13 protein-coding genes are annotated in these 19887 nt (G+C 67.6%); 4 read left to right on the top strand and 9 right to left on the bottom strand.

Features of this window, described 5'->3' with window-relative positions:
* Nucleotides 1–64: 64 nt before the first annotated feature.
* Nucleotides 65–1141, bottom strand: a complete 1077-nt coding sequence (locus BLU17_RS00600; RefSeq protein ID WP_245746676.1) for a polysaccharide biosynthesis/export family protein — start codon at nucleotides 1139–1141, stop codon at nucleotides 65–67.
* On the opposite strand from BLU17_RS00600, the gene BLU17_RS32985 reads away from it, so the two are divergent.
* Nucleotides 1140–1304, top strand: a complete 165-nt coding sequence (locus BLU17_RS32985; protein WP_176928860.1) for a hypothetical protein — start codon at nucleotides 1140–1142, stop codon at nucleotides 1302–1304. The two genes, BLU17_RS00600 and BLU17_RS32985, sit on opposite strands and share 2 nt — an antisense overlap.
* Before the next feature lie 229 nt (nucleotides 1305–1533).
* Here the strand turns inward: BLU17_RS32985 and BLU17_RS00595 are convergent, their stop codons facing one another.
* A complete protein-coding gene (locus BLU17_RS00595; protein WP_176928879.1) occupies nucleotides 1534–2784 on the bottom strand; it encodes a glycosyltransferase in 1251 nt (416 codons plus the stop codon).
* Nucleotides 2781–4178, bottom strand: a complete 1398-nt coding sequence (locus BLU17_RS00590) for a sulfite exporter TauE/SafE family protein (RefSeq protein WP_091993078.1) — start codon at nucleotides 4176–4178, stop codon at nucleotides 2781–2783. Before BLU17_RS00590 ends, BLU17_RS00595 begins: the two co-directional genes overlap by 4 nt.
* Nucleotides 4179–4512: 334 nt before the next feature.
* On the opposite strand from BLU17_RS00590, the gene BLU17_RS00585 reads away from it, so the two are divergent.
* Nucleotides 4513–5685 (top strand): acyltransferase family protein, encoded by a 1173-nt coding sequence (locus BLU17_RS00585; protein WP_091993076.1) that lies wholly within the window; start codon nucleotides 4513–4515, stop codon nucleotides 5683–5685.
* An 81-nt stretch (nucleotides 5686–5766) separates the two neighbouring features.
* Here the strand turns inward: BLU17_RS00585 and BLU17_RS00580 are convergent, their stop codons facing one another.
* Nucleotides 5767–7086, bottom strand: a complete 1320-nt coding sequence (locus tag BLU17_RS00580) for a glycosyltransferase (RefSeq protein WP_091993074.1) — start codon at nucleotides 7084–7086, stop codon at nucleotides 5767–5769.
* A 261-nt stretch (nucleotides 7087–7347) separates the two neighbouring features.
* On the opposite strand from BLU17_RS00580, the gene BLU17_RS00575 reads away from it, so the two are divergent.
* Nucleotides 7348–8595 carry an oligosaccharide flippase family protein gene (locus BLU17_RS00575; protein WP_091993072.1) on the top strand — a complete coding sequence of 416 codons (1248 nt, stop codon included), beginning with the start codon at nucleotides 7348–7350 and terminating at the stop codon, nucleotides 8593–8595.
* A 24-nt stretch (nucleotides 8596–8619) separates the two neighbouring features.
* Here the strand turns inward: BLU17_RS00575 and BLU17_RS00570 are convergent, their stop codons facing one another.
* Complete coding sequence (locus BLU17_RS00570) at nucleotides 8620–9777, bottom strand: glycosyltransferase (RefSeq protein WP_245746675.1); 1158 nt, start codon at nucleotides 9775–9777, stop codon at nucleotides 8620–8622.
* A 416-nt stretch (nucleotides 9778–10193) separates the two neighbouring features.
* Here BLU17_RS00570 and BLU17_RS00565 point away from each other — a divergent pair, with 416 nt between their 5' ends.
* Complete coding sequence (locus tag BLU17_RS00565) at nucleotides 10194–11132, top strand: glycosyltransferase family 2 protein (RefSeq protein ID WP_245746674.1); 939 nt, start codon at nucleotides 10194–10196, stop codon at nucleotides 11130–11132.
* A gap of 221 nt (nucleotides 11133–11353) precedes the next feature.
* Here the strand turns inward: BLU17_RS00565 and aroG are convergent, their stop codons facing one another.
* The 4 genes from aroG to BLU17_RS00545 form a co-directional block, all read right to left on the bottom strand.
* Nucleotides 11354–12427: a 3-deoxy-7-phosphoheptulonate synthase AroG gene (aroG, locus tag BLU17_RS00560; protein ID WP_091993067.1), complete on the bottom strand. Its 1074-nt coding sequence runs from the start codon at nucleotides 12425–12427 to the stop codon at nucleotides 11354–11356.
* A gap of 438 nt (nucleotides 12428–12865) precedes the next feature.
* Nucleotides 12866–14332 (bottom strand): metalloprotease TldD, encoded by a 1467-nt coding sequence (gene tldD, locus BLU17_RS00555; RefSeq protein WP_091993064.1) that lies wholly within the window; start codon nucleotides 14330–14332, stop codon nucleotides 12866–12868.
* A gap of 116 nt (nucleotides 14333–14448) precedes the next feature.
* Complete coding sequence (locus BLU17_RS00550; RefSeq protein ID WP_091993062.1) at nucleotides 14449–15276, bottom strand: carbon-nitrogen hydrolase family protein; 828 nt, start codon at nucleotides 15274–15276, stop codon at nucleotides 14449–14451.
* A gap of 70 nt (nucleotides 15277–15346) precedes the next feature.
* Complete coding sequence (locus BLU17_RS00545; RefSeq protein ID WP_091993060.1) at nucleotides 15347–19819, bottom strand: YhdP family phospholipid transporter; 4473 nt, start codon at nucleotides 19817–19819, stop codon at nucleotides 15347–15349.
* Between the last annotated feature and the right edge of the window lie 68 nt (nucleotides 19820–19887).

The following is a 19887-nucleotide window of genomic DNA, read 5'->3' as shown; positions in this document are numbered from 1 at the left end:
CCCGCTCACGCAGGCCACCACCCGCCGCCCCGCAGGGCACCACCAGCCGCCCGTACCCGCCTGGCTAGTACCCGGCACCGACGTACCGGCCCGCCGACGCTGCCTGCGTGCTCGGCAGGATCAGGTTGATGACGCGGCTCCACTTCACGAGCGCCGACGCATCCACGAACACGACGTCGTTCGGTTTCAGGTCGAACTCGTCGGCCGTGGCCATGGCTTCGGGCGTCGACGCGTCGAGGTGGAAGACCGTGCGGTGGCCTTCTTTCTGTCCGCGCACCACATACACCTGCGAGGCGTCGCCCGAGCCCTGGCTGATGCCGCCGGCGTTGCCCAGCGCGTCGTTCAGCGAGAGGTGGCCGTTGTCGAACGGCAGCGGGCCGGGGTGCCCGACTTCACCCAGCACGTACACGCGGCTCTCGTTCGCCGAATAGACGCGCACGAGGTCGCCGTTCTGCAGCAGGATGTTGTCCGGGTTCACGCCCTTCTTGATCATGTCCGGAATGTTCACCATGATCGTCTTCTTGCCGCGCGTCACGCTAACCCGCGAACGGTCGCCTGCCGCCGTGAAGCCTCCCGCGCGGTTGATCGCCTCGGGCAGCGACATCGTCATGTCGTTGAGCACCATGAGGCCGGGCGTGCGCACCTCGCCGTCCACGTACACGCGGCGGCTGCGGTACGACTCGATGCGCAGCGTCACCTGGGGCTTGTTCAGGTAGTAGGCGAGCTTGCTCGCCACGAGGTTGCGCGCTTCCATTTCGGTGAGCCCCGCCACGTGGATCGGCCCGACGTAGGCCACCTGGATCGCGCCCGTCGAGTCCACCGTGTAGCCCGACTGCACCTGGCTCGCGCTCTGGTCGGCCTGGCCGGCGCTGCTCGTCGAGGACGTCGGCAAGTTCATCTCGGGGTGGTCCCACACGACGATGCTGAGCACGTCGCCGGGCCCGAGCGTATAGGGCTTGGGCGTGCCGAACAGCGTCTCGACGTCGGTCGGGATGGTCGTCGTTTTTCCCGCCGTTTCCTTCGCGACCAGTTCGTTATTGATCTCGACGAGCGCGCCCGCCGGCGGTTGGTCGCCGTTGCCGCCCGTGTGCGCGGCTTCGGTGGCGGCCTTCGCCTGCGTGACGCTCGAAGGCGCGGACATGCCCGGCGACATGGCGCAGCCCGACATCAGGGCCGCGATTGCCGCGATCGCCGCCATGGCCACCCACGCCCGGCCCGCCGACACCCTGCGCCGGCCGCCCGCGGGGCTGCATGCGGCGGGCCACGAGACGTCCTCGTGCGCGCGCTGCGTCGCGGTGGATTGAGCGGCCTCCCCGCCAGAACAAACAGGTGTGTTGTGTAACATAGCCTTGCCCCCTCACTCACAGGATTCGCACATCGCCACGAAAGTGCAACGCTCGCTCGTCGTTCGATTCGTTTTGGACGCTTCGGCTGCGTTGCCTCGTCACCCCTGCCAATCCCTACTCATCCGCTGTCCGGCCCGGCTGCCCAAGGGCCGCCCGTGGCCACCCCGTCCGCTACGCCCGCGGGCGTTCAGTTTTGCGCCGACGCCGTCTGTTTTGCCTGTTCCGCCGGTTCGACGCGCGCCATGGCGCTCATCGGGCGCCCCGCGCGCGACCGCGCGGCGGCGTGCGACGGATGCTCCTTCAGCAGGCCGAGCAGCGAGCGCACCATGCCGTCCATCGCGAAGCGCGCGTCGAACGTGCGGCGGGCCTGCAGGCGCATTGCGTCGCGCGCGCGTTCGTCCAGTGCGCGCCACGACGCGAAGAGCCGCTGCGTGCCGGCGACCGTGTCCGGTGCGACGAAGCCCGCGCGATCCGCTTCGACCTCGCGCCATACGCCCACCTTGTCCGAGACCAGCACGGGCAGACCGCACGCCAGCGCTTCGGCCACCGACACGCCGAAGTTCTCCTGGTGCGAGGGCAGCACGAACACGTCGCTCGCATAAAAGGCGCCCCACTTGAGGTTGCCCTGCAGCATGCCCGGCCAGCTGATGCGATGCGCGATGCCGTGCGACTGCGCCATGGCCTGCAGCGCCGGTTGCCAGTTGCCCTTGTCGGGGCCCGCGATCAGCAGATGCGCATCGGGCGTTTCGTGCGCGTGCCCGGCGAACGCGTGGACCAGCATGTCGCAGCCCTTCTTCGGGTGCAGACGTCCGAGAAATAGCACGATGCGTTTGTTCTGCAGGTGCGGCGACTCGCGCAGGAACGCTTCGCGCAACGTCTGCGGGTCTTCGCGAGGCGCATTCGTGCCGAACGGCACGACGCGTTCGTTCGCGCGGTACAGCCAGAACGACTGGCGCGCGAGCAGGCGTTCCTCGTCGGTCGTGAAGACCACGGCGGCGGCGTCGCGCAGTACGCGAAACTCGCCCCACGGCCAGTACGTCCACTTCTTCAAATGCTTGACGGGATAGGTATCCCGGAACCACGGGTCGAGCATGCCGTGCGTGTACACGTAGTACGGCACCTGCGCATGTCGCAGGGCGCGCCATGCGCCGAAGCCGTGGTATTGCCAGAGCCCGTGCACGATCGCCGCGTCGAAGCGCCCGGCGTTCGCGTGCAGCCACGGCACGTAGCCGGCGCAGTAGCCGTAGTGTCCGCGGCCAGGCCCCAGCGCGTGGAGCGGCAGCGGGAAGTCGCGCACATAGGGCGCGTCGATCGGATCGAGCGACGCCACCTCGATCTGATGGCCGAGCGCCGTCATCGCGAGGCCGCTCTGGCGCACGCCTTCTATGGGTCCGCCCGAGCGCGGATCGACGGTGGAAACGAGATGCAGGATTTTCATCGGGGCTCCGGGGTCGCATAAGTGGTGAGCGGCACCGGCGCCGCCACGGGCGCCGTTGGTCTGAAGGCTGGTTCCTGCGGATAGGCGGGAGAGAAGCGCTGGCGTCTGCGTACGAGGTCGATCCGGTAATGAAGCTGCGAGTACAGCGCGACGATGAGCCCGAGCGCGAGGCCGTAGACAAGCCCCGAAAAACGCGTGCCGAGCGGATTGCCGCCGATCGACGCGCCCGGCAGTGCCGCGAGCACGAGGATCGCCATGCTCAGGGGCATGAGCAGCGGGTGGCGCGGCGCGATGCGCCGCCAGCGCCTGAACGCGCAGCCCGCGACGACGAGCGCGACGATCACCGCGAGCGGCATGCAGGCCCCGAACAGGATGCCTTCCGCGTATAGCTGGTACACCCAGAAGTTGTGGCCCGCCACCCAGTCGCTGGTGTTGAAGTAGTCGGACTTGCTGAACGTCTGGTTCACGTACTGAAAATAGATCGGCGAGTAGCGGTAGATGTGGCCATAGCCCTTGCCGAACAGCAGCGATTGCGCCGACTCGGTGGCCTGGTCGTACTGGTCGCGCATTTCGGCGATACGCGTGACCGTGGTCGGATCGCGGTCCGATTCGGAGTTCTGCGCGGCGGTGACGCGCTGTGTCCAGTGGTTCGTGATCGACGGGAAGAGCCACGCGGTGCCCACGCCGAGCGCCACGACGAACGACAGCGCCACGCCGGTACGGAAAAACGACTTGATCAGGTGGCCGAACGATGGCGAGGCGAGCCACGCGGCGAACATCGCGAGCAGCACGGTGGCGATCAGCAGGCTGCGCGTGACGCTCAGCAATTCGACGACGAGCGTGGCGATGAAGACGGCAATCATGCTCACGCTGAAGCGCCGCGCGACGATGAACTGATGGAGCAGCATGGCCTGGAGCGCGAGCATCGTCGGCGAGACGATGCGAAAGCGGATGTCGGCGAGCGGACCGCCTACCGCGAACAACCCGAACAGGAACGTGAAAATGAGGCCGAGCACGTTCGCGTAGTAGAGCGCGCGTTGCATCTGCGCGACGCGTATCGGATGCCATGGGCGGCACATCGCCATATAACCGAGCGCGAACAGCAGAAACGGCAGGATTACGCGCAGATACTGGCCCATCGGGTTGTGCTGCAGCAACTGCGCGATGACGCTGCCGACGAGGCTCAGCACCAGCGCGCCCGTCACGAACGAGCGCAGCCGCGACGGACGGGCGAAGCGCGGACCGATCATCGCGAGGATGGCGGCCCCGGCCACGGCCGGAAACACGGCCAGCCATTGCGCGCTGTGGCCGAACTGGGAGTCCGGTGCCTTGTAGTCGAAAGCAAGCGGCACGAGACACACCCAGATCCACAGGACGGCATGTTTGTTTCGCATCGGCGGTTCTCCCGGTGCGGTGCACAAGTTTGCATACGGGTCGCATGACGGCCGCACGGCTTGAGCGCGCCGCATGCGAGGGCTCGACTCAATATAAAACGGCACAAGTGGCTTGCGCACGCGCGTGGCGGGAAGCGGCTGGGTTGTGGCGGCAGGAAAAAAATTCTGATCCGGCACCGGCGGACCCGGTCACGCCTGGCCGAGAACGCCGGGAAGTTGGCGAACGCTGCAGGGCGGCTATGCCCATGATGGGGTCGGCAGCAGTAAGTTTTTCACCGCTTGCGCTACGAGGATTTGGCAGAGGTATTCGGCGGCACTGAGCGAGGAAACCGTCATGAAGCTATTGCACGGCGTGAGATTGTCGGCGACTGGGCGGTCCGTCGAACTCGACTTCGTGCGCGGCATCGCCATCTTCGTCGTGATGGGCTATCACTTCCATACGGTGCGCACCGGCCATGCGTGGGTGAGCATCATCGAGTACCCGCTGAAACACTTCGGCCACGAGGGCGTGAATCTGTTCTTTACGCTGAGCGGCTTCCTCGTGGGCGGCCTCCTGTTGCGCCACTACGCGCAGACGGGCCAGATCGGCGCGCGCCGCTTCATCGTGCGCCGGATCTTCAAGATCTGGCCTGCGTACTATGCGCTGATCCTGTTCCACCTGATCTCTGGCCGCCATCCGCGCGATACGTTCCTCTGGCAGAACCTCACGCACATGCAGAACTACTTCGGCACCTCCATTGCGCAGACGTGGAGCCTTGCCGTCGAGGAGCACTTCTATCTGTTTCTGCCGGCGCTTCTGATGGTTCTCGCGCACTTCCGGCTGCGCGCCAATGCGCTCATCGCGGTGATGGCCGTGCTGTGCGCGGCCGTATTCGGCGCGCGGTGCTTCGCCGTGGCGAACGGCGACCTCGACGGCGCGTTCAACTACACGCAGTACCGCATGGACAGCCTGCTCGTCGGCGTCATGCTCGCGGCCATTTACTGGATGAAGCCCGAAGTCTGGCGCAGCCTCGTTGCGAAGAAGCGCTGGCTCTTCGGCGTGGTGGCGCTGCTTCTCGCGTGGCTCGTGTTCGCGACGCCCCACGTCGCGCTCGACGAGAGCGTCGGTTATACGATCCAGGCCGTGGGCTATTGCGCGCTCATCATGCTCGTGCTCGAGCACTCGGGCCGCTTGCGCACGACGTGGCTGTATCGCGGACTGGCGTGGCTCGGCGTGTACTCGTACGGCATCTACCTGTGGCATTCGCTCGCGCTCGCGCCCGGCGACTATCTGATCCACAAGGCGAGCGCGCTCGGCGTGCCGCCGCTCGCCGCCTGGCCGGTCGTGATCGTCGCGCAGTTCGCCATTGCTTCCGCGCTGGGCTACCTGACCACGCGCGCCGTCGAGTTTCCGTTCCTGCGCGTGCGCGACGCCCTGTTCCCGGACCTGCGCGGGGTCGTTTCTCCCGTTTCTCCCGCGCGCCGCGAGACGCCGCCCGTGGAAGGCAAGATCGAAGGCGTTGCCTGAGCGCCGCGGGCGGGGCTTCGTTGCCGGTCGGCCAAGTATTTCGGTATGCAAATTATTGTGGGTTGCGTGGCTACGCGTGGATCAGATCATCGCGGCCTGCAGTGTGCGCTTGAACTGGTCGAGCGTATTTTGCGAGAGCAGACTTTCGCCGGCGGGCTGCGCCGCCACGGCGTCGCCGCGCCAGCGCACGGCGAGCGCGTCGAGCGCGCGCGCGATCGTGGCCGGTTCGAGATCGTCGAGCAGCGGTCCGAGCGCACCGTCGCGGCAATACCAGCCGATCAGGCCGTCAGCGCTCGCCACGACCGGCTTGCCGAAGCGGTAGGCCTGCACGAGCACGCCGCTCATGCCGTAGTGCTGCTTGTAGCCGAGCCACACGGCGTCGCACGCGGAAAAGAGATCGCGTTCCATCTCCTCGGGCACGAACTGGTCGAAGATCGCCGGCGCGGGCGTGAGCTGCGGCGCATGCGCGTCGATGAACGCGCGCGTTTCGTCGTCCTGCTGGCCGGCGATCACGAGGCGCGGCACATCGCGCCTGTGCGCGAGCGCGAGCATCAGTTCGCAGATGCCTTTGCGTTCGCCGATCGCGCCGTAGACGAGCAGGTGGCGCGCGTGCGCGTCGAGTTGCAGACGCGCGCGCGCGAGCTGCGGATCGGCGGCATGGGTCTCCGGAAACGGGTCGGCGACGTAGTTCAGCGGCGCGGCGCGCTTGGGCCTCGTGCCTGCGAACCAGCCGGGCAGCGTCGGGTCGATCGTGAAGAGGGTGCGCAGCCCGCGCGCGCGCATGGCGCGCCGGAACAGCGCCGACTTGGCCATATCGACGAGCGGACGGCGCGGCGTGCGCAGGCCGATGCCCGCATGGTGGAAGGTCATGCCCATGACGATCGCGATCCACGGCGTCTTGCCGAACGGCGAATTGAGCCCGCCGAGTGTGTAGAAGAAATAGTCGGCGTAAGGCGCCACGACGAGACGCACGCGCGTCGTCTGGCTAACCTGCCTGAGCGCGCGCGCATAGAAGTTGCGAAAGCGCATGTACACGCTCATGGCGAAGTGCGGCCCGAGCGGAACGGTATGCAGATCGAGCAGCACAAGGCGAAGATCGGGCCGCGCTTCGTGCACGATGCGCTGCGCGAGCGGATGGCTCGCGTATTCGGTATCGGTCACCACGAGACAGCGATGTCCGGCTTCGACGCATGCCTGTGCGATCCAGTCGACGTAACGCCAGCGGTGGCCGGTGAAGTTAGGCTCGATGATCGTGATCCAGTCGTCGCCCGTCGATGCGCGGGTGTCGGGAAGCGCGGAACTCCCGGCCGTACCGGCGTCAGTGTCGGCATCGGGCAGCGAGGCGACGTCCCGGGGGGCGGCGGGGGCATTGCGGTATCTGGCGATCGACACGTTGTCCATGTGGGAGGCCCGATGAATGTTCCTGCGAACACGATAGCAGCGCGGCGCACGCGATATGCGCCAGATTGAGGATCGCACTGGCCGAAAATGCCTGGCATATGCCGCATGGTTCGAGCGGCACGGACGCCGCCCGCGGCCCGTCCGAATCCGCCTGGCTGATGGCGCGTCGCGCCAACGGCGGCGCGGTAAGGTCCAGAACGCGGGACCCGGACGCGTTCCCAAACATGCGGGCCGCGCGGACACCATACAGGAGAGCATACTTTGCGCGCGATGCGGCTGCCGGCATGGCCGGTGAAGGCGGGTTTCGGTCCTGGCGCGGCGACCTGGGTGCTGCTGCAACAGGTCGTCGTGCGCGGCCTCGTGGCGGTCAAGTTCCTCGTGATCGGGCGCATTCTCGGACCTTCGGCGATCGGCCTTGCGAGCGTGGCGCTGCTCGCGGTCGCGATTGCCGAAGCGCTCTCCGACACGGGGCTCGCGCAGGCCGTCATCCAGGGCCAGGCGCCGCCGACGCGCGCCGAGGCCGGCGCCGTCTGGACCACGCTCGCCACGCGCGGCCTCCTGATCGCGCTGCTGCTCGTCGCGAGCGCGCCGCTCATGGACGCGCAGTTTCACCTCGGCGGCGCCATCGGGCTCGTGCAGCTCGCCGCGCTGCTGCCGCTGTTGCGCGGACTCGCTTCGCCCGCCTACTTCATTGCGCAGCGCGACCGGCACTTTCAGCACATCGCGGCGATCGAGATTTCGTCGTCGTGTATCGACTGCGGTCTCGGCATCGCGCTCGCGCTCGCGGGCGCGGGACCGTACTCGCTGCTGCTCGGCATGATGGTCGGCGAGGCCTGCAAGAGCATCGTCACGTGGGTGGCGCTGTCGCCGCGTCCGCCTGTGCGGCTGCGCTGGTCGGGCATCGGGCATTACGTGGGCTTCAGCCGCTGGATCTGGGCGAGCAGCGTCATCATTCTCCTCACCAACCAGTTCGACAAGGTGGTGGTCGGCAAGCTGCTCGGACCGACCCAACTAGGCGCATGGCAGATGTCCTCGAAGCTCGCGCAAATGCTGCTGGCCGACGCCGCGATCGCCATGTCGCAGTACCTGTTCCCCACTTTCGCCGCGCATCATCGCGGCGGCCCGCAGTCGGCCGCGCGCCTCTTCCGGTTCTATCTCACGGTGGCCGCGGGGGGGCTCGCGTGCGTCGTCATCGTGCTGCGCTTCGCCGCCGAGCCGCTCTTCTCGCTCGTGCTCGGCGCCGCGTGGCTGCCGGCCGTGCCGCTCTTTCGCATCTTCGTCATCAACATGGCGATCAGCGCGCTCAACTCGGTGCTGGCTTCGTACCTGCGCGCCGTCGGCGATGCGCGCGCGGTGACCGTCGCGTCGCTGCTGCAGGTCGCCGCGCTCGTGCTGTCGGTGCCGCCCGCGTTGCATCTGTGGGGCGTGACCGGCGTGGCCTGGTCGATGACGTTCGGGCTGGCTTCAGGCGCCGGATGGATGCTGTGCCGCGTATCGCGTCAGAAGTAGCGGACGCGTTCGGCGCTCAGGCGCTCACTCGCGCAAGGCCGCTTCCACGATCTCGGCGAGCTGATGCCCGAGCGTGGGCGAATTGAGCTGGCAGTACACGGCGTGCGCGGCGGCGGCCGTCGCGCGCATGGCCTCGGGCGGCATGGCCCAGATGCGCCGCAGCGTGGCGGCGAGCGCGTGCGCGCCGCCGTCGCGGCCGAAGAAAAAGCCCGTGCGGCCGTCTTCGACATAACCGGGCTCCGGGCCCATGTGCAGCGGCAGCCGGTCATGCACGATGGGCGGCAGGCTCAACGCGAACATGTGCACCACGCTCAGGCCCGCCGAGCCCGGATAGCAGCCCACGCGGCAGCGCCGGCTGATCGTCGCGATCGCGTTGTCGTCGAACACCGCGCCGTACCAGATCACGTCGCCGCGCTCGCCGTACTTGCGCTTGAGGTGCTCGCCCTGCTCGCCGTCGCCGATCACGTGCAGCGTGATGTCGTGGCCTTCGCCGTGGAGCTGGCCGACCACGTCGATCAGCGGTTCGATCTCCGAGCCTTCACGCAGCCGGCCGATGAACAGAATGCCGTTCTCGGCGCCGGTCTTGTCGGCGGGCTCCACGCCGCACGAGACGGTCAGCGAATTGTTCGCGACGACGAGTTTCGCGAGCGGGCAGCCGATGTCCCCGAGCGAGCGCCGCGAAGCCTCCGTATAGCAGACGTAGCGCACGGCGAGCGCGACCGCGAGCCGGTAGCACACCGTGCGCATGACGCCCGCCGATTTGTGCCGGTAGAGCCCCTGGCCGTGAATCAGCACGGGCACGCGCATCACGCGCCCGGCGAGCAGCGCGAGCCAGAGCGACAGATAGCGAACGTCCGCGAAGATCAGGACTGCGTCGGGACGTTCGAGAACGATGCGGCTCAGCACGCGGCTTTGCATGCGGATGCGCCGCGAGGGCAGGCCCGCGATGCGCGTTTCGATGAACTCGTCGCATTCGGGACGTTCGCGCGAAAAGCCGTTGGCTTCCACGCCTTCCGAGCACGCGAACACCTTGACCGAGAAAAGACGGTTCAGCGATTCGATGACTTCGATGCGATAACGCGCAATCAACGGTTGCACGTAAAAGACGACGGGCCGCCCCGCTTGCGCGCCGACTCCGGCTTCGCAAACCGGTGTACCGGAAGCGACGATCTCGTGGTCCACAGCCTGGCTCCGGCGCGTCGATGCGGTCATATGGGAAGAATCTTCCGGTGGGCGGCTATTCGGTCATATTTGCGCGAATCTATAGCAGTTTTAGGCGAGCCTTGGAAAAAGAGGAATCCGAAAATTACTATTGAAAAAATGCGGCCGGGGGCGCCACGCTATGGGCGATGCGCAATCGATAAATGCACCGGAAAGGCGCAATAAATGGGTGATTAATTCACGAAAAAAAAGCGCCGTAAAATCCCGTAAATTCGATGGCGGTGTTTTCCGGCGAGTGCGATGTCGTTCGCAAACCGTTGGAATCAGTCGTTGAATAGATTGTTTCGGACAACTTGAATCGGGGTCGCCTGGAAGCCCTTGGGCGTCGTGCTAACCTCGATTCGAGTCGAAATGACCGCCGGAATGCGGAGAAACCGATGACAACGCTCGCAACCGATGATCTTCCGTCTTCCATGGCGGCCCCAGGCGGTGCGACGGCGCGCTTGCGCGTGGCGGTCGTCATCGCGACGAAGGGGCGGCCTTCGGCGACGGCATGGGCCGTGCGTCTGCTCGCGCGGCAAACCGTGCGGCCCGCCCAGGTCATTCTTTCGGCGAGCAGCACGGACGACATCGGACCGTATGACGCCAACGGTCTGCGCGTGAACGAAATCATCGGCACCGCGGGGTCGAGCGTGCAGCGCAACCGCGCGCTCGACGCGCTCGCGCCGGACGTCGACGCGGTGATTTTCCTCGACGACGATTTCGCGCCCGAGCGCCACTGGATCGAACTCTGCATGCAACTGTTCGAGAGCGATCCGGCGTTGGTGGGTTTTTCGGGCCGAACGCTGCGCGACGGCGCGAACACGCAGCCGATCTCGTGGGAAGAGGCGGTCGCGCTCGTGGACGGCGCGCAAGCCGAAATGTTGCGGCGTCCGCCGCTGCGGCCCTGCGCGGAGCTATACGGCTGCAACATGGCGTGCCGCGCGCAGGCCATCGCCGATCTGCGCTTCGACGAGCGCCTCGTGCTCTATGGCTGGCTGGAGGACAAAGACTTCTCGCGGCGCCTCGCGCGGCGCGGCCGGCTCGTGTATTGCGACTATCTGCTGGGCGTCCATCTCGGGCTGCGAGGCGGGCGCGTTTCCGGCCGGCGCTTTGGCTATTCGCAGGTCGTCAACGCCATGTATCTGTGCAACAAGGGCGTGATGTCGCGCAAGGAAGCGACGAGCAACATCCTGCGCGCGCTGAGTATGAACTGCGTGAAGTCGGTGCGCCCGGAGGCGCATCTCGACCGGCGCGGACGCTTGATCGGCAACATGATCGGCATCGCCGACCTGTGCATCGGTGCTGTGCGGCCGGAGCGCGCAGCGCGACTCTGAACTACCGCGCAGCGCGACTCTGGGTTACGGCGCAGCGCGACTCTGGGTTATCGCACAGCGCGACTCTGGGTTATCGCGCAGCGCGGCTCTGGGTTACCGCGCAGCGCGGCTCTGAGCTATCGCACCGCGCGACTCCAGGTATTCATGCCGCGCGACCCCGGATCACCGTGCCGCGCGGCCCCGGATCCCAGCGCTGCGCATGTCCCGATGGCCGATTGCGATCAGTTGCCCGAGCCGCGCGCGATGCGGCGCTGCTTGACGGCTTGCGCAAGCACTTCGAGCACGCCCACGCTCTCGTCCCAGCCGATGCACGCGTCGGTGATGCTCTGGCCATAGGTCAGCTCGCAGCCTTCCTTCAGGTCCTGGCGGCCCGCCACGAGGTGCGACTCGACCATCACGCCCACGATGCGCTCGTCGCCCCCGCCCACCTGGCGGCCGATGTCGGCGCACACGGGAATCTGGTTCTCGTGCTTCTTCGAACTGTTCGCGTGGCTCGCGTCGATCATGAGGCGCGCGGCGAGGCCCGCCTTGCCGATGTCGCTGCACGCGGCGTCCACGCTTTGCGCGTCGTAATTCGGCGTCTTGCCGCCGCGCAGAATCACGTGGCAGTCCTCATTGCCGGCCGTCGAGACGATGGCCGAATGACCGCCCTTCGTCACCGAGAGAAAATGGTGAGGCTGCGAGGCGGCCTTGATCGCATCGACGGCGATCTTCACGTTGCCGTCCGTGCCGTTCTTGAAGCCGACCGGGCAGGAGAGCCCCGAAGCCAGCTCGCGGTGCACCTGCGATTCCGTTGTGCGCGCACCGATCGCGCCCCACGATACCAGGTCGGCAATGTACTGCGGGCTGATCATGTCGAGGTATTCGGTGCCGGCGGGCAAGCCGAGTTCGTTGATCTCGACGAGCAGTTCGCGCGCGGTACGCAGGCCGTCGTTGATCTTGAAGCTGTTGTCGAGGTACGGGTCGTTGATGAGGCCCTTCCAGCCCACCGTCGTGCGCGGCTTTTCGAAGTACACGCGCATCACGATTTCGAGTTCGTTTTTAAAGCGCTTGCGCTCTTCGACGAGCTTCTTCGCGTAGTCGATGGCGGCCTTGGTGTCGTGGATCGAGCACGGCCCGATGATGACGATCAGGCGGTCGTCCATGCCGTGCAGAATGCGGTGCATTGCGCGGCGCGACTCGAAGATCAGCGTGGAAGCGGCTTCCGAGCACGGGAATTCGCGGATCAGGTGAGCGGGCGGCGTGAGTTCCTTGAGTTCGCGGATGCGGACATCGTCGGTGTTGTGCGGGGGCATGGTCGTTTCTCCTGATCCTGTGTGCGTAGCGTGCGTCGCTTGGACGGTGCTTCAAATCCGGTTAGATGAAAGTGCGGCTCTTGAGGCGAAGGGCAAAAAAAAACCGCCAGGCTTGGCTGGCGGTTTCTCGTGTGTTCGGGGTCCTGCGCGTACTATCAACCCTCTCGATCCGCCAGCGGTCTGAGATACCAAAAGAAGTAAAAGTAAAACTTCGTGGCGAACATGGCGGTGCGAGTGCTGAATGAAAGCGTCGTGAAGACTTCGCGTTCGTGATGTCGAAAAGGGTGATTGCCTTTATAACCCGGGCTTCTCGTGGCTGGCAAGTCGGGTTGGCAAAAAAAGCGGAAGGGCCGCAGAAAAAATGAGGTGCATGCAGGAAATCCGCACGGAGGTGCGGATTTTCCGCATCCCCGTGCATGGAGTTTGCAGGGAGGGTGCTTAAACCGTGCCGCCCACCGTCATGCGGTCGATGCGCAGCGTCGGCTGGCCCACGCCCACGGGCACGCTCTGGCCCTCCTTGCCGCACACGCCCACGCCCGAGTCGAGGCGCATGTCGTTGCCGATCATGCTCACGTACTTGAGCGACTCCGGGCCGCTGCCGATCAGCGTCGCGCCCTTCACGGGGTAGGTGATCTTGCCGTCCTCGATCATGTACGCCTCGGAGGCCGAGAATACGAACTTGCCGTTCGTGATGTCCACCTGGCCGCCGCCGAAGTTCACGGCATAGAGGCCATTCTTCACCGAGGCGATGATTTCCTGCGGGTCCTTGTCGCCGTTGAGCATATACGTGTTGGTCATGCGCGGCATGGGCAGGGCGGCGTACGACTCGCGGCGCGCGTTGCCGGTGACGGGCATTTTCATGAGGCGCGCGTTGAGCGAGTCCTGAATGTAGCCCTTGAGAATGCCGTCCTCGATCAGCGTCGTGCACTGCGTGGCGTTGCCTTCGTCGTCGATGTTCAACGAGCCGCGGCGGTTGGGCAGCGTGCCGTCGTCGACCACGGTCACGCCCTTGGCGGCGACCTGCTCGCCGATACGCCCCGCAAATGCCGACGAGCCCTTGCGATTGAAGTCGCCTTCGAGCCCATGGCCGATCGCCTCGTGCAGCAGCACGCCGGGCCAGCCCGGCCCGAGCACGACGGTCATCGCGCCGGCCGGCGCCGGGCGCGCTTCGAGGTTCACGAGCGCGGCGTGCACGGCGTCGTCCACGTACTTCGAGAGGATCTCGTCGGTGAAGTAGGCGTAGTCGAAGCGTCCGCCGCCGCCGCCGTTGCCGATTTCGCGGCGGCCGTTCTGCTCGGCGATCACCGTGACGGACACGCGCACGAGCGGGCGGATGTCGGCCGCGAGCGCGCCGTCGCTGCGCGCGACGAGCACGACGTCGTACTCGCCGGCGAGCGCGGCCATGACCTGCGTGATGCGCGGGTCGCGGCCGCGCGCCATTTTCTCGACGCGCTCGAGCAGCTTCACTTTTTCGGTGGCGTCGAGCGAGGACAGCGGGTCGGAGGGCAGGTACAGATCGCGGCCCGCGATGCCCGTGAGCGACCTCGCTACCTGGATTTTCTGCTTGCCGCCGCCGGCTCTCGCGATCGAGCGTGTGGCGACGGCCGCCTGGCGGATCGCTTCGGGCGAGAGGTCGTCGGAATAGGCGAAAGCGGTGCGCTCGCCGGACACGGCGCGCACGCCCACGCCCTGGTCGATGCTGAAGCTGCCCGACTTGACGATGCCCTCTTCGAGGCTCCAGGCCTCGCTGCGCGTGGTCTGGAAGTAAAGGTCGGCGTAGTCGACGCGGTGCGTGAAGATCTCGCCGAGCGTGCGCGTGAGCACTGCCTCGTCGAGGCCGTAGGGCGTGAGGAGCAGGTCCTTCGCGGTCGCCAGATTGCGGATGCCGGGTTCGATGATGTTCATGCGCTCAGAGGGATCAGTCGATGAGTCTGTCAATGGAGATTCGGGCGCGGTGCTGCGAAATCAAGCGTCCCGATCGTGGTGGTATGGGTTCGCGGGGTAGTCAGGCCGGGGGATATTCAGCCGCAGTCGAGCACGCGGTGCCGCCACGCGGGCAAGCTCGCACGCACGGCGGCGATGCGTTCCAGATCGATGTCGCCGGCCACCACGCCGGCGCCTTCGTCGCGCACGGCGACGATCTCGCCCCACGGGTCGATCAGCATGGTGTGGCCCCAGGTGCGCCGGCCGTTCTCGTGGTGGCCGCCCTGGGCGGCCGCCAGCACGTAGCACTGGTTCTCGATCGCGCGGGCGCGCAGCAGCACCTGCCAGTGCGCGCGGCCGGTGGTGTACGTGAACGCGGAGGGCACGACCATCAGCGCGCAGTCGCCCATGCGGCGGTACAGCTCGGGAAAGCGCAGATCGTAGCAGACCGACAGTCCGACGCGGCCGAACGGCGCCTCGAACGTGCGCACTTCGTCGCCGGGCCGGATCGTGCGCGCTTCGTCGAACGATTCGGCGCCTCTTTCGAAATTGAACAGATGGATCTTGTCGTAGCGCGCGCGCTCCTCGCCGCTCGGATCGAACACGAGCGTGGTGTTGAGCACGCGCGTGTGCTCGGGCGCTTCCAGCGGCAGCGTGCCGCCGATGAGCCACACGCCATGGCGCTTTGCCGCGTCGGCGAGAAAGCGCTGGATCGGGCCGTCGCCGTGCGGTTCACGAATCGCGAGCTTGTCGCTGTCCTTGTGGCCCATGAAGCAGAAATATTCGGGCAGCAACGCGAGGCGCGCGCCTGCGGCAGCGGCTTCGGCGATCAGCTTTTCGGCTTCGGCCAGGTTGCGTTCGCGATCGGGCGTGCTGACCATTTGCAGCGCGGCGACGCGAAACGGCTCGAGGGGGGGAGCGCTCATCGACAGATCTTGAATGGGGTTCGGGAAAGCGTGGCACGCATACTGCGTGCCCGTTTGCGCCGGGGCGGGGTCAGTGCGTAGCGCCCGGCGCCAGCGCGTCCATCTTACCTTGATCGCCGTGCAGCCGCTCGACGTGCGGTTTCGACCATGGGCCGGTGATCGCGAAATCCGTCGCGAAGGCGTGCTCGACCGTGTGCGAGAGCACGATGTCGCCGATCAGCGCGCCGAGGCCGAAGAGCGGATTGATGACGGCCGCGGCGACCACGCCGGCGCCTGCGCTGACCGTCGGCACCACGCGCACGCGCAGGTCCTGGGTTTCGTGCGCGAGGTCGACGCTGCCCGTCATCGTCGCGCGTCCCGGCGCGGTGACGAGCCGGAAGTCGTTGGTGCTGCCGATGCCGTTCTGGATCTGCGCGGTGGCCGTCGCGCTCGTGAAGGGCAGGCCCTCGCCGATCACGTCGCGGAAGTCCATTTGCGTGAAGCGCGCGAGGCTTTGCAGGCTCAGCACGCCGAGCAGCCTCGCCACGCCAGGATCGACCTTGAGGATCTGGCCGTGGCGCAGCTCGAGCGTGAGATTGCCGTTGAGCGACGGAAAGTCGATGCGCGTCGGGCCGCCGCGCCACACCAGGTTGCCCGAGAGCACGCCCGAGCCGCGCCTGAGCACACGTGGCTTGCCCGCGCGTTCGAGCAGCGCGCCGGCGTCCGCGATGTCGAGGTGGAAGTCGAGCGCGGTGCGGCGCGGCGTCTGCATGCCGGCGGCGGCCGAGTCGTCGCTCGCGCCGGTGTCGTCCACGGCGCGCCAGTTTTCGGTGGCCGTGAGGTGCGCGTCCGGGTTGCTGATGTCGAGCCGGTCCAGCTGCCAGACCGGCACGCCGTTGTCGTCGAAGTTGTGCGCGTTCACCTGAAGGCGGCCGAGATCGCGCCCGCGCACGATGAGCCGGTTCACGACGAGATCGATCGACGGCATGTTCTGCGCGGGCTGCGACATCGCCTGGCCGAGCAGGTCGTTCTCCGTGGCGGCGGGCACGGTGAGGCTCGCAAGCCGCGCTTCGAGCGTGCCCGGCGCGCCCGGCACGTCGCCGGGCTTCCAGGAGACGTGGCCCGAGACCTGGTTGGAGGCGACGTTCGCCTGCCATTCGTTGCCGCGCTCGCCGGTGCGCGACGCGCCGACCACGACGTTCTCCCAGTGGCGCTTGAGCAGCGTGAGCGTGCCGACGTGGACCGCGAAGCGCGAGGGCAGGAACTGCCCGACCGCACCGTCCGCGGCGAGCGGGGACGAGGCGGCCGTGGCTTCAGCGGAGGCCGGTGCCGGTGCCGGGCTTTGCGCCGCGCCGGTTGCGGCGGATTGGGGCGCGCCCGCGTCTTGCGTCGCGGTTCTTGCCGCGCTTCGCGGTGCGGAGAGCGGAGCCCCGGCGTCGCTCGCGGCACGCGCGATAGCGGGTGCGGCAGGCCTGCGAGCCGGCGTCGCGCCCTGAGTTTGTGTTGGCGATTGCGCCTGCGCCGGCCCTGCCGCTCCGCGCAACTGCTGCACCACGGCGCGCCACGCGTCGGCGTCGAAGGCCGGGAGGTCGATGGCTGCCGTCACGCCTTGGGCGGGCAGGTCCGCAGGCCGGTTCATGCCGATCGCGCCGCGCATCACTTCGGGCACGCGGCCCGGATGGCGGCGCAGCACGTAGCGCGCGGCGAGCGGCCCGAGCGTGAGCTCGGCGTGCTGGTACGCGGCACTGTCGGCAGTGTCGGCACTGGCGCCGGGTCCGGCGAAGTCGCCCGTGCCCGGCTGCAGATCGAAGCTCAACGGCATCGGCGTGCCGGCCGCCTTGCCGAACGGCGCGGGCAGGTCGAGCGCGAGGCCGGTGAGGTCGGCGTCGGCCTTCACGTCGGGTAGATGTCCGCGCTCGCCCGCCACCGAAAGCGAGTAGGGCGCCGCGCCCGAAAGACGCCCCAGCGCCGCCGCCGCCATGCCGTGCAGATTCAGCCCGCGCGCCGCATCGACGGCTACGTCGCCCGCGACGTTCACCGCATAGCGTCCGTCTTCGCGCAGGCCGCCGCTCGCGCGCAGGTCGCCGCCGAGAAAGCGCGCCGTGAGCCGGTCGAAATTGGCGCTGTGGTTGGTGAAGCGCACGCGGCCCGTGAGGTTCGAGACCGGCGGCACGTTGCTCGCGGTGAGCGTGTTGTTCTCGAAGCCGATCGCGCCCGCGAGCAGCACATTCGGCATCGGCTTGCGCGGGATCGTGAGCTTGAGCGAAAGCGTGGACTGCCCTTGCGCCCGCACCTTCGCGGCGAGGTGCTTCGACATCACGCCGAGCGAGCTGTTGTCCGCGTAGTCGAGCAGGTCCGCGAGCGGTCCGCGTCCGGTGCCCTCGATCACGAGGTCGGAGCCCTTGATGCCCAGCTCGTCGATGCGCCCGCTCACGTCGCGCAGCACGAAGCGGCGGTAGTGGCCGCGATCGACGTCGAAGCGCAGCTTGTTCTCATGCAGCCTGAACACGCCGTCGATGCCGTCGAACGCCGGCCAGATGTTCGGCGCGCCGTTGCGCATCTTGCGCGGCGGGAACGGCGACGGGTCGAAGCGCCCGCCCGTGAACGGCGCGACGATGCGGAACTGGCCCGCATCGGGCGCGCGCGAGTAGGGGAATTGGGTCAGATCGCCGTGGATCTCGATCGTCGCGCCCCTCGACACGCCCGCCTGCAGACCGTGGCCGAGATAGATGCGCGTTTTCTCCATGAGGCTGGTGGGCAGATAGCGCGGGATGGCGTTGACCTGCGCGCGCTCGAAGTGCGCGACGAGGTCGAGCGAGCCGCGCCCCTTGCCGGGGTTCGTGTAGTGCGCGGTCATCTTCGCGCGCGCGTCGGCGTTTTCCACGCCGAAATCGGCGACGTCGACGGTGAAGGCCTTCAGCCGGTTGCCGGGCTCGCGCTCGGCGGCAACGGTCCATTTGGCCGCGCCGTAGAGCCGGTCGAACGTGAGGCGCGGGTTGTCGAACACGCCGGGCAGCGTGACGGCGGCGTTGGCCGTGTCGAGGTCGATGGTGCCGTGCGATTCGTCGGAGTCGATGCGCCCCCAGAGGTTCTCGAAGCCGGGCAGGCCCGCGCGCGGGTGGCCGCGCGGCGTGAGGCCCGGCCCCGGCTCCTGCGCGTTCACGCTGATGCCCTGCAGGTCGCCCTTGAAGCGATAGTGGGTGATGGGCTCGACGCCCGTGGCGCGCTGCTCGGTGGCCGCTTCGCCGGCCTCGGGTTTCGCGCGCTCGAGGCCCAGTTCGTAGTTCGCGACGAGCCCGCGCGGATTGAAGCGCACGAGCGTATTGAGTACGCGCCCCGGCAACGGCAGCGCGCGCATGAACTCGGCGAGGATGCCGAGGTCGATGCGGTCGCCGCGCACGGTCATCAGCTGGCCGTGCTGCACCGACTGCTGGCGAAAGCGCGCGTCGAGCGTCGTGAGCGCGAGCGAGCGCGCGAGCGGCGTGCCGTCGTCGAGCGGCGGCTGGCCGAGCTCCGCATGGAAGTCGCGCAGCCTGAGCGTGTAGTCGCCGGGCTCGATGCCCACGCGCCAGTGGAAGTTCGCCACGGGCACGTCGAGCAGCGGCTGCGTCGGCCGCACGCGCAGCGAAACGTTTGCTCCTTCGAGCGCGCCGCTCGCCGAGAGAATGCGTCCGTTCGCGAAGTGCGCCCAGATCGCGTTGTCGATGCGGCCGGTGTAGGTGGCGATCGGTATGTTGACGTAGCGCGCGAGCGTGGGCAGGTCGACGGGGCCCGTCGAGAGATAGGTGTCGCCGCTCCAGCCGAGCGGCTTGCCGGCCTGCGAGGCGCGCGCATGCGTGAAGTGCGCGCGGAAGTCGAGCGGGCCGTGCAGCACGGTGCCCTCGGCCGGCGCCTGCAGCGCGACGCGGTGGTCGTAGCCGTCGTTGAGGATCGCGAGCCGGATGTGCGAGAGCGCGAGGTCGGGCGCGTCGCGCGTGGCGTCGTGCCAGCGCAGCGTGCCGCCGCGCAGCACGATGGCCTCCTGGCGCATGAGCCAGGTCGTGAAGGTGGCGTTGCCCGTATGCGCGGTGGGTACCGGCACGCCCGCGACGGTGAGCGTGCCGTCGTCCTCGCGGGCGATCTGCACGTCGGGCTGCTCGACCACGATGCTCGAGAGCAGCGGCTCGAGCAGCACGAGCGAGCGCCATGAAACCGACGCGGTGGCGTGCGGCACGTCGAGCGCGATCTTGCCGTGGCGGTCGCGGATCGTGAGATTGCTGATGTCGATGCCGGGCTGGAAGCCGGACCAGTGAGGCGCCAGCCTGCCGATGCGGAACTCGGCGCGGATCTTCTCCGAGACGACCTGCTCGATGCGCGGACGGAAGCTGTCCACGCGGGGCAGCACGACGTAGCGCAGCCCTAGCAGCAGGGTGCCGACGATGAAATACAGGACGAGCGCGATGGCCGCCAGCACGCGCAGCGTGTGACGCAAGACCGGGTGATGATGGTGCGGCCCCCCTGGCTCGGCCGCCTGGCTGGCATGTCCGGATGGGGGCGGGCCGGCGTGATCGTTTCGCTCGGACATGCTGCGGCGGGTGGGGTATGGTAGCGTTGCGTTCTAACGACGAAATGTATCACACAGGGCCGTCGGGC

This window comes from Paraburkholderia lycopersici (assembly GCF_900096975.1).
Taxonomy (GTDB): domain Bacteria; phylum Pseudomonadota; class Gammaproteobacteria; order Burkholderiales; family Burkholderiaceae; genus Paraburkholderia; species Paraburkholderia lycopersici.
This window is presented reverse-complemented; position numbering and strand designations above follow the sequence as displayed.

Excerpts from the sequence above, each read along its gene's own strand:
- BLU17_RS32985 (WP_176928860.1), top strand. The coding sequence starts at position 1,140 with ATGCCCGGCGACATGGCGCAGCCCGACATCAGGGCCGCGATTGCCGCG.
- BLU17_RS00600 (WP_245746676.1), bottom strand. The coding sequence starts at position 1,141 with ATGTCCGCGCCTTCGAGCGTCACGCAGGCGAAGGCCGCCACCGAAGCC.
- BLU17_RS00595 (WP_176928879.1), bottom strand. The coding sequence starts at position 2,784 with ATGAAAATCCTGCATCTCGTTTCCACCGTCGATCCGCGCTCGGGCGGA.
- BLU17_RS00590 (WP_091993078.1), bottom strand. The coding sequence starts at position 4,178 with ATGCGAAACAAACATGCCGTCCTGTGGATCTGGGTGTGTCTCGTGCCG.
- BLU17_RS00585 (WP_091993076.1), top strand. The coding sequence starts at position 4,513 with ATGAAGCTATTGCACGGCGTGAGATTGTCGGCGACTGGGCGGTCCGTC.
- BLU17_RS00580 (WP_091993074.1), bottom strand. The coding sequence starts at position 7,086 with ATGGACAACGTGTCGATCGCCAGATACCGCAATGCCCCCGCCGCCCCC.
- BLU17_RS00565 (WP_245746674.1), top strand. The coding sequence starts at position 10,194 with ATGACAACGCTCGCAACCGATGATCTTCCGTCTTCCATGGCGGCCCCA.
- aroG (WP_091993067.1), bottom strand. The coding sequence starts at position 12,427 with ATGCCCCCGCACAACACCGACGATGTCCGCATCCGCGAACTCAAGGAA.
- tldD (WP_091993064.1), bottom strand. The coding sequence starts at position 14,332 with ATGAACATCATCGAACCCGGCATCCGCAATCTGGCGACCGCGAAGGAC.
- BLU17_RS00550 (WP_091993062.1), bottom strand. The coding sequence starts at position 15,276 with ATGAGCGCTCCCCCCCTCGAGCCGTTTCGCGTCGCCGCGCTGCAAATG.
- BLU17_RS00545 (WP_091993060.1), bottom strand. The coding sequence starts at position 19,819 with ATGTCCGAGCGAAACGATCACGCCGGCCCGCCCCCATCCGGACATGCC.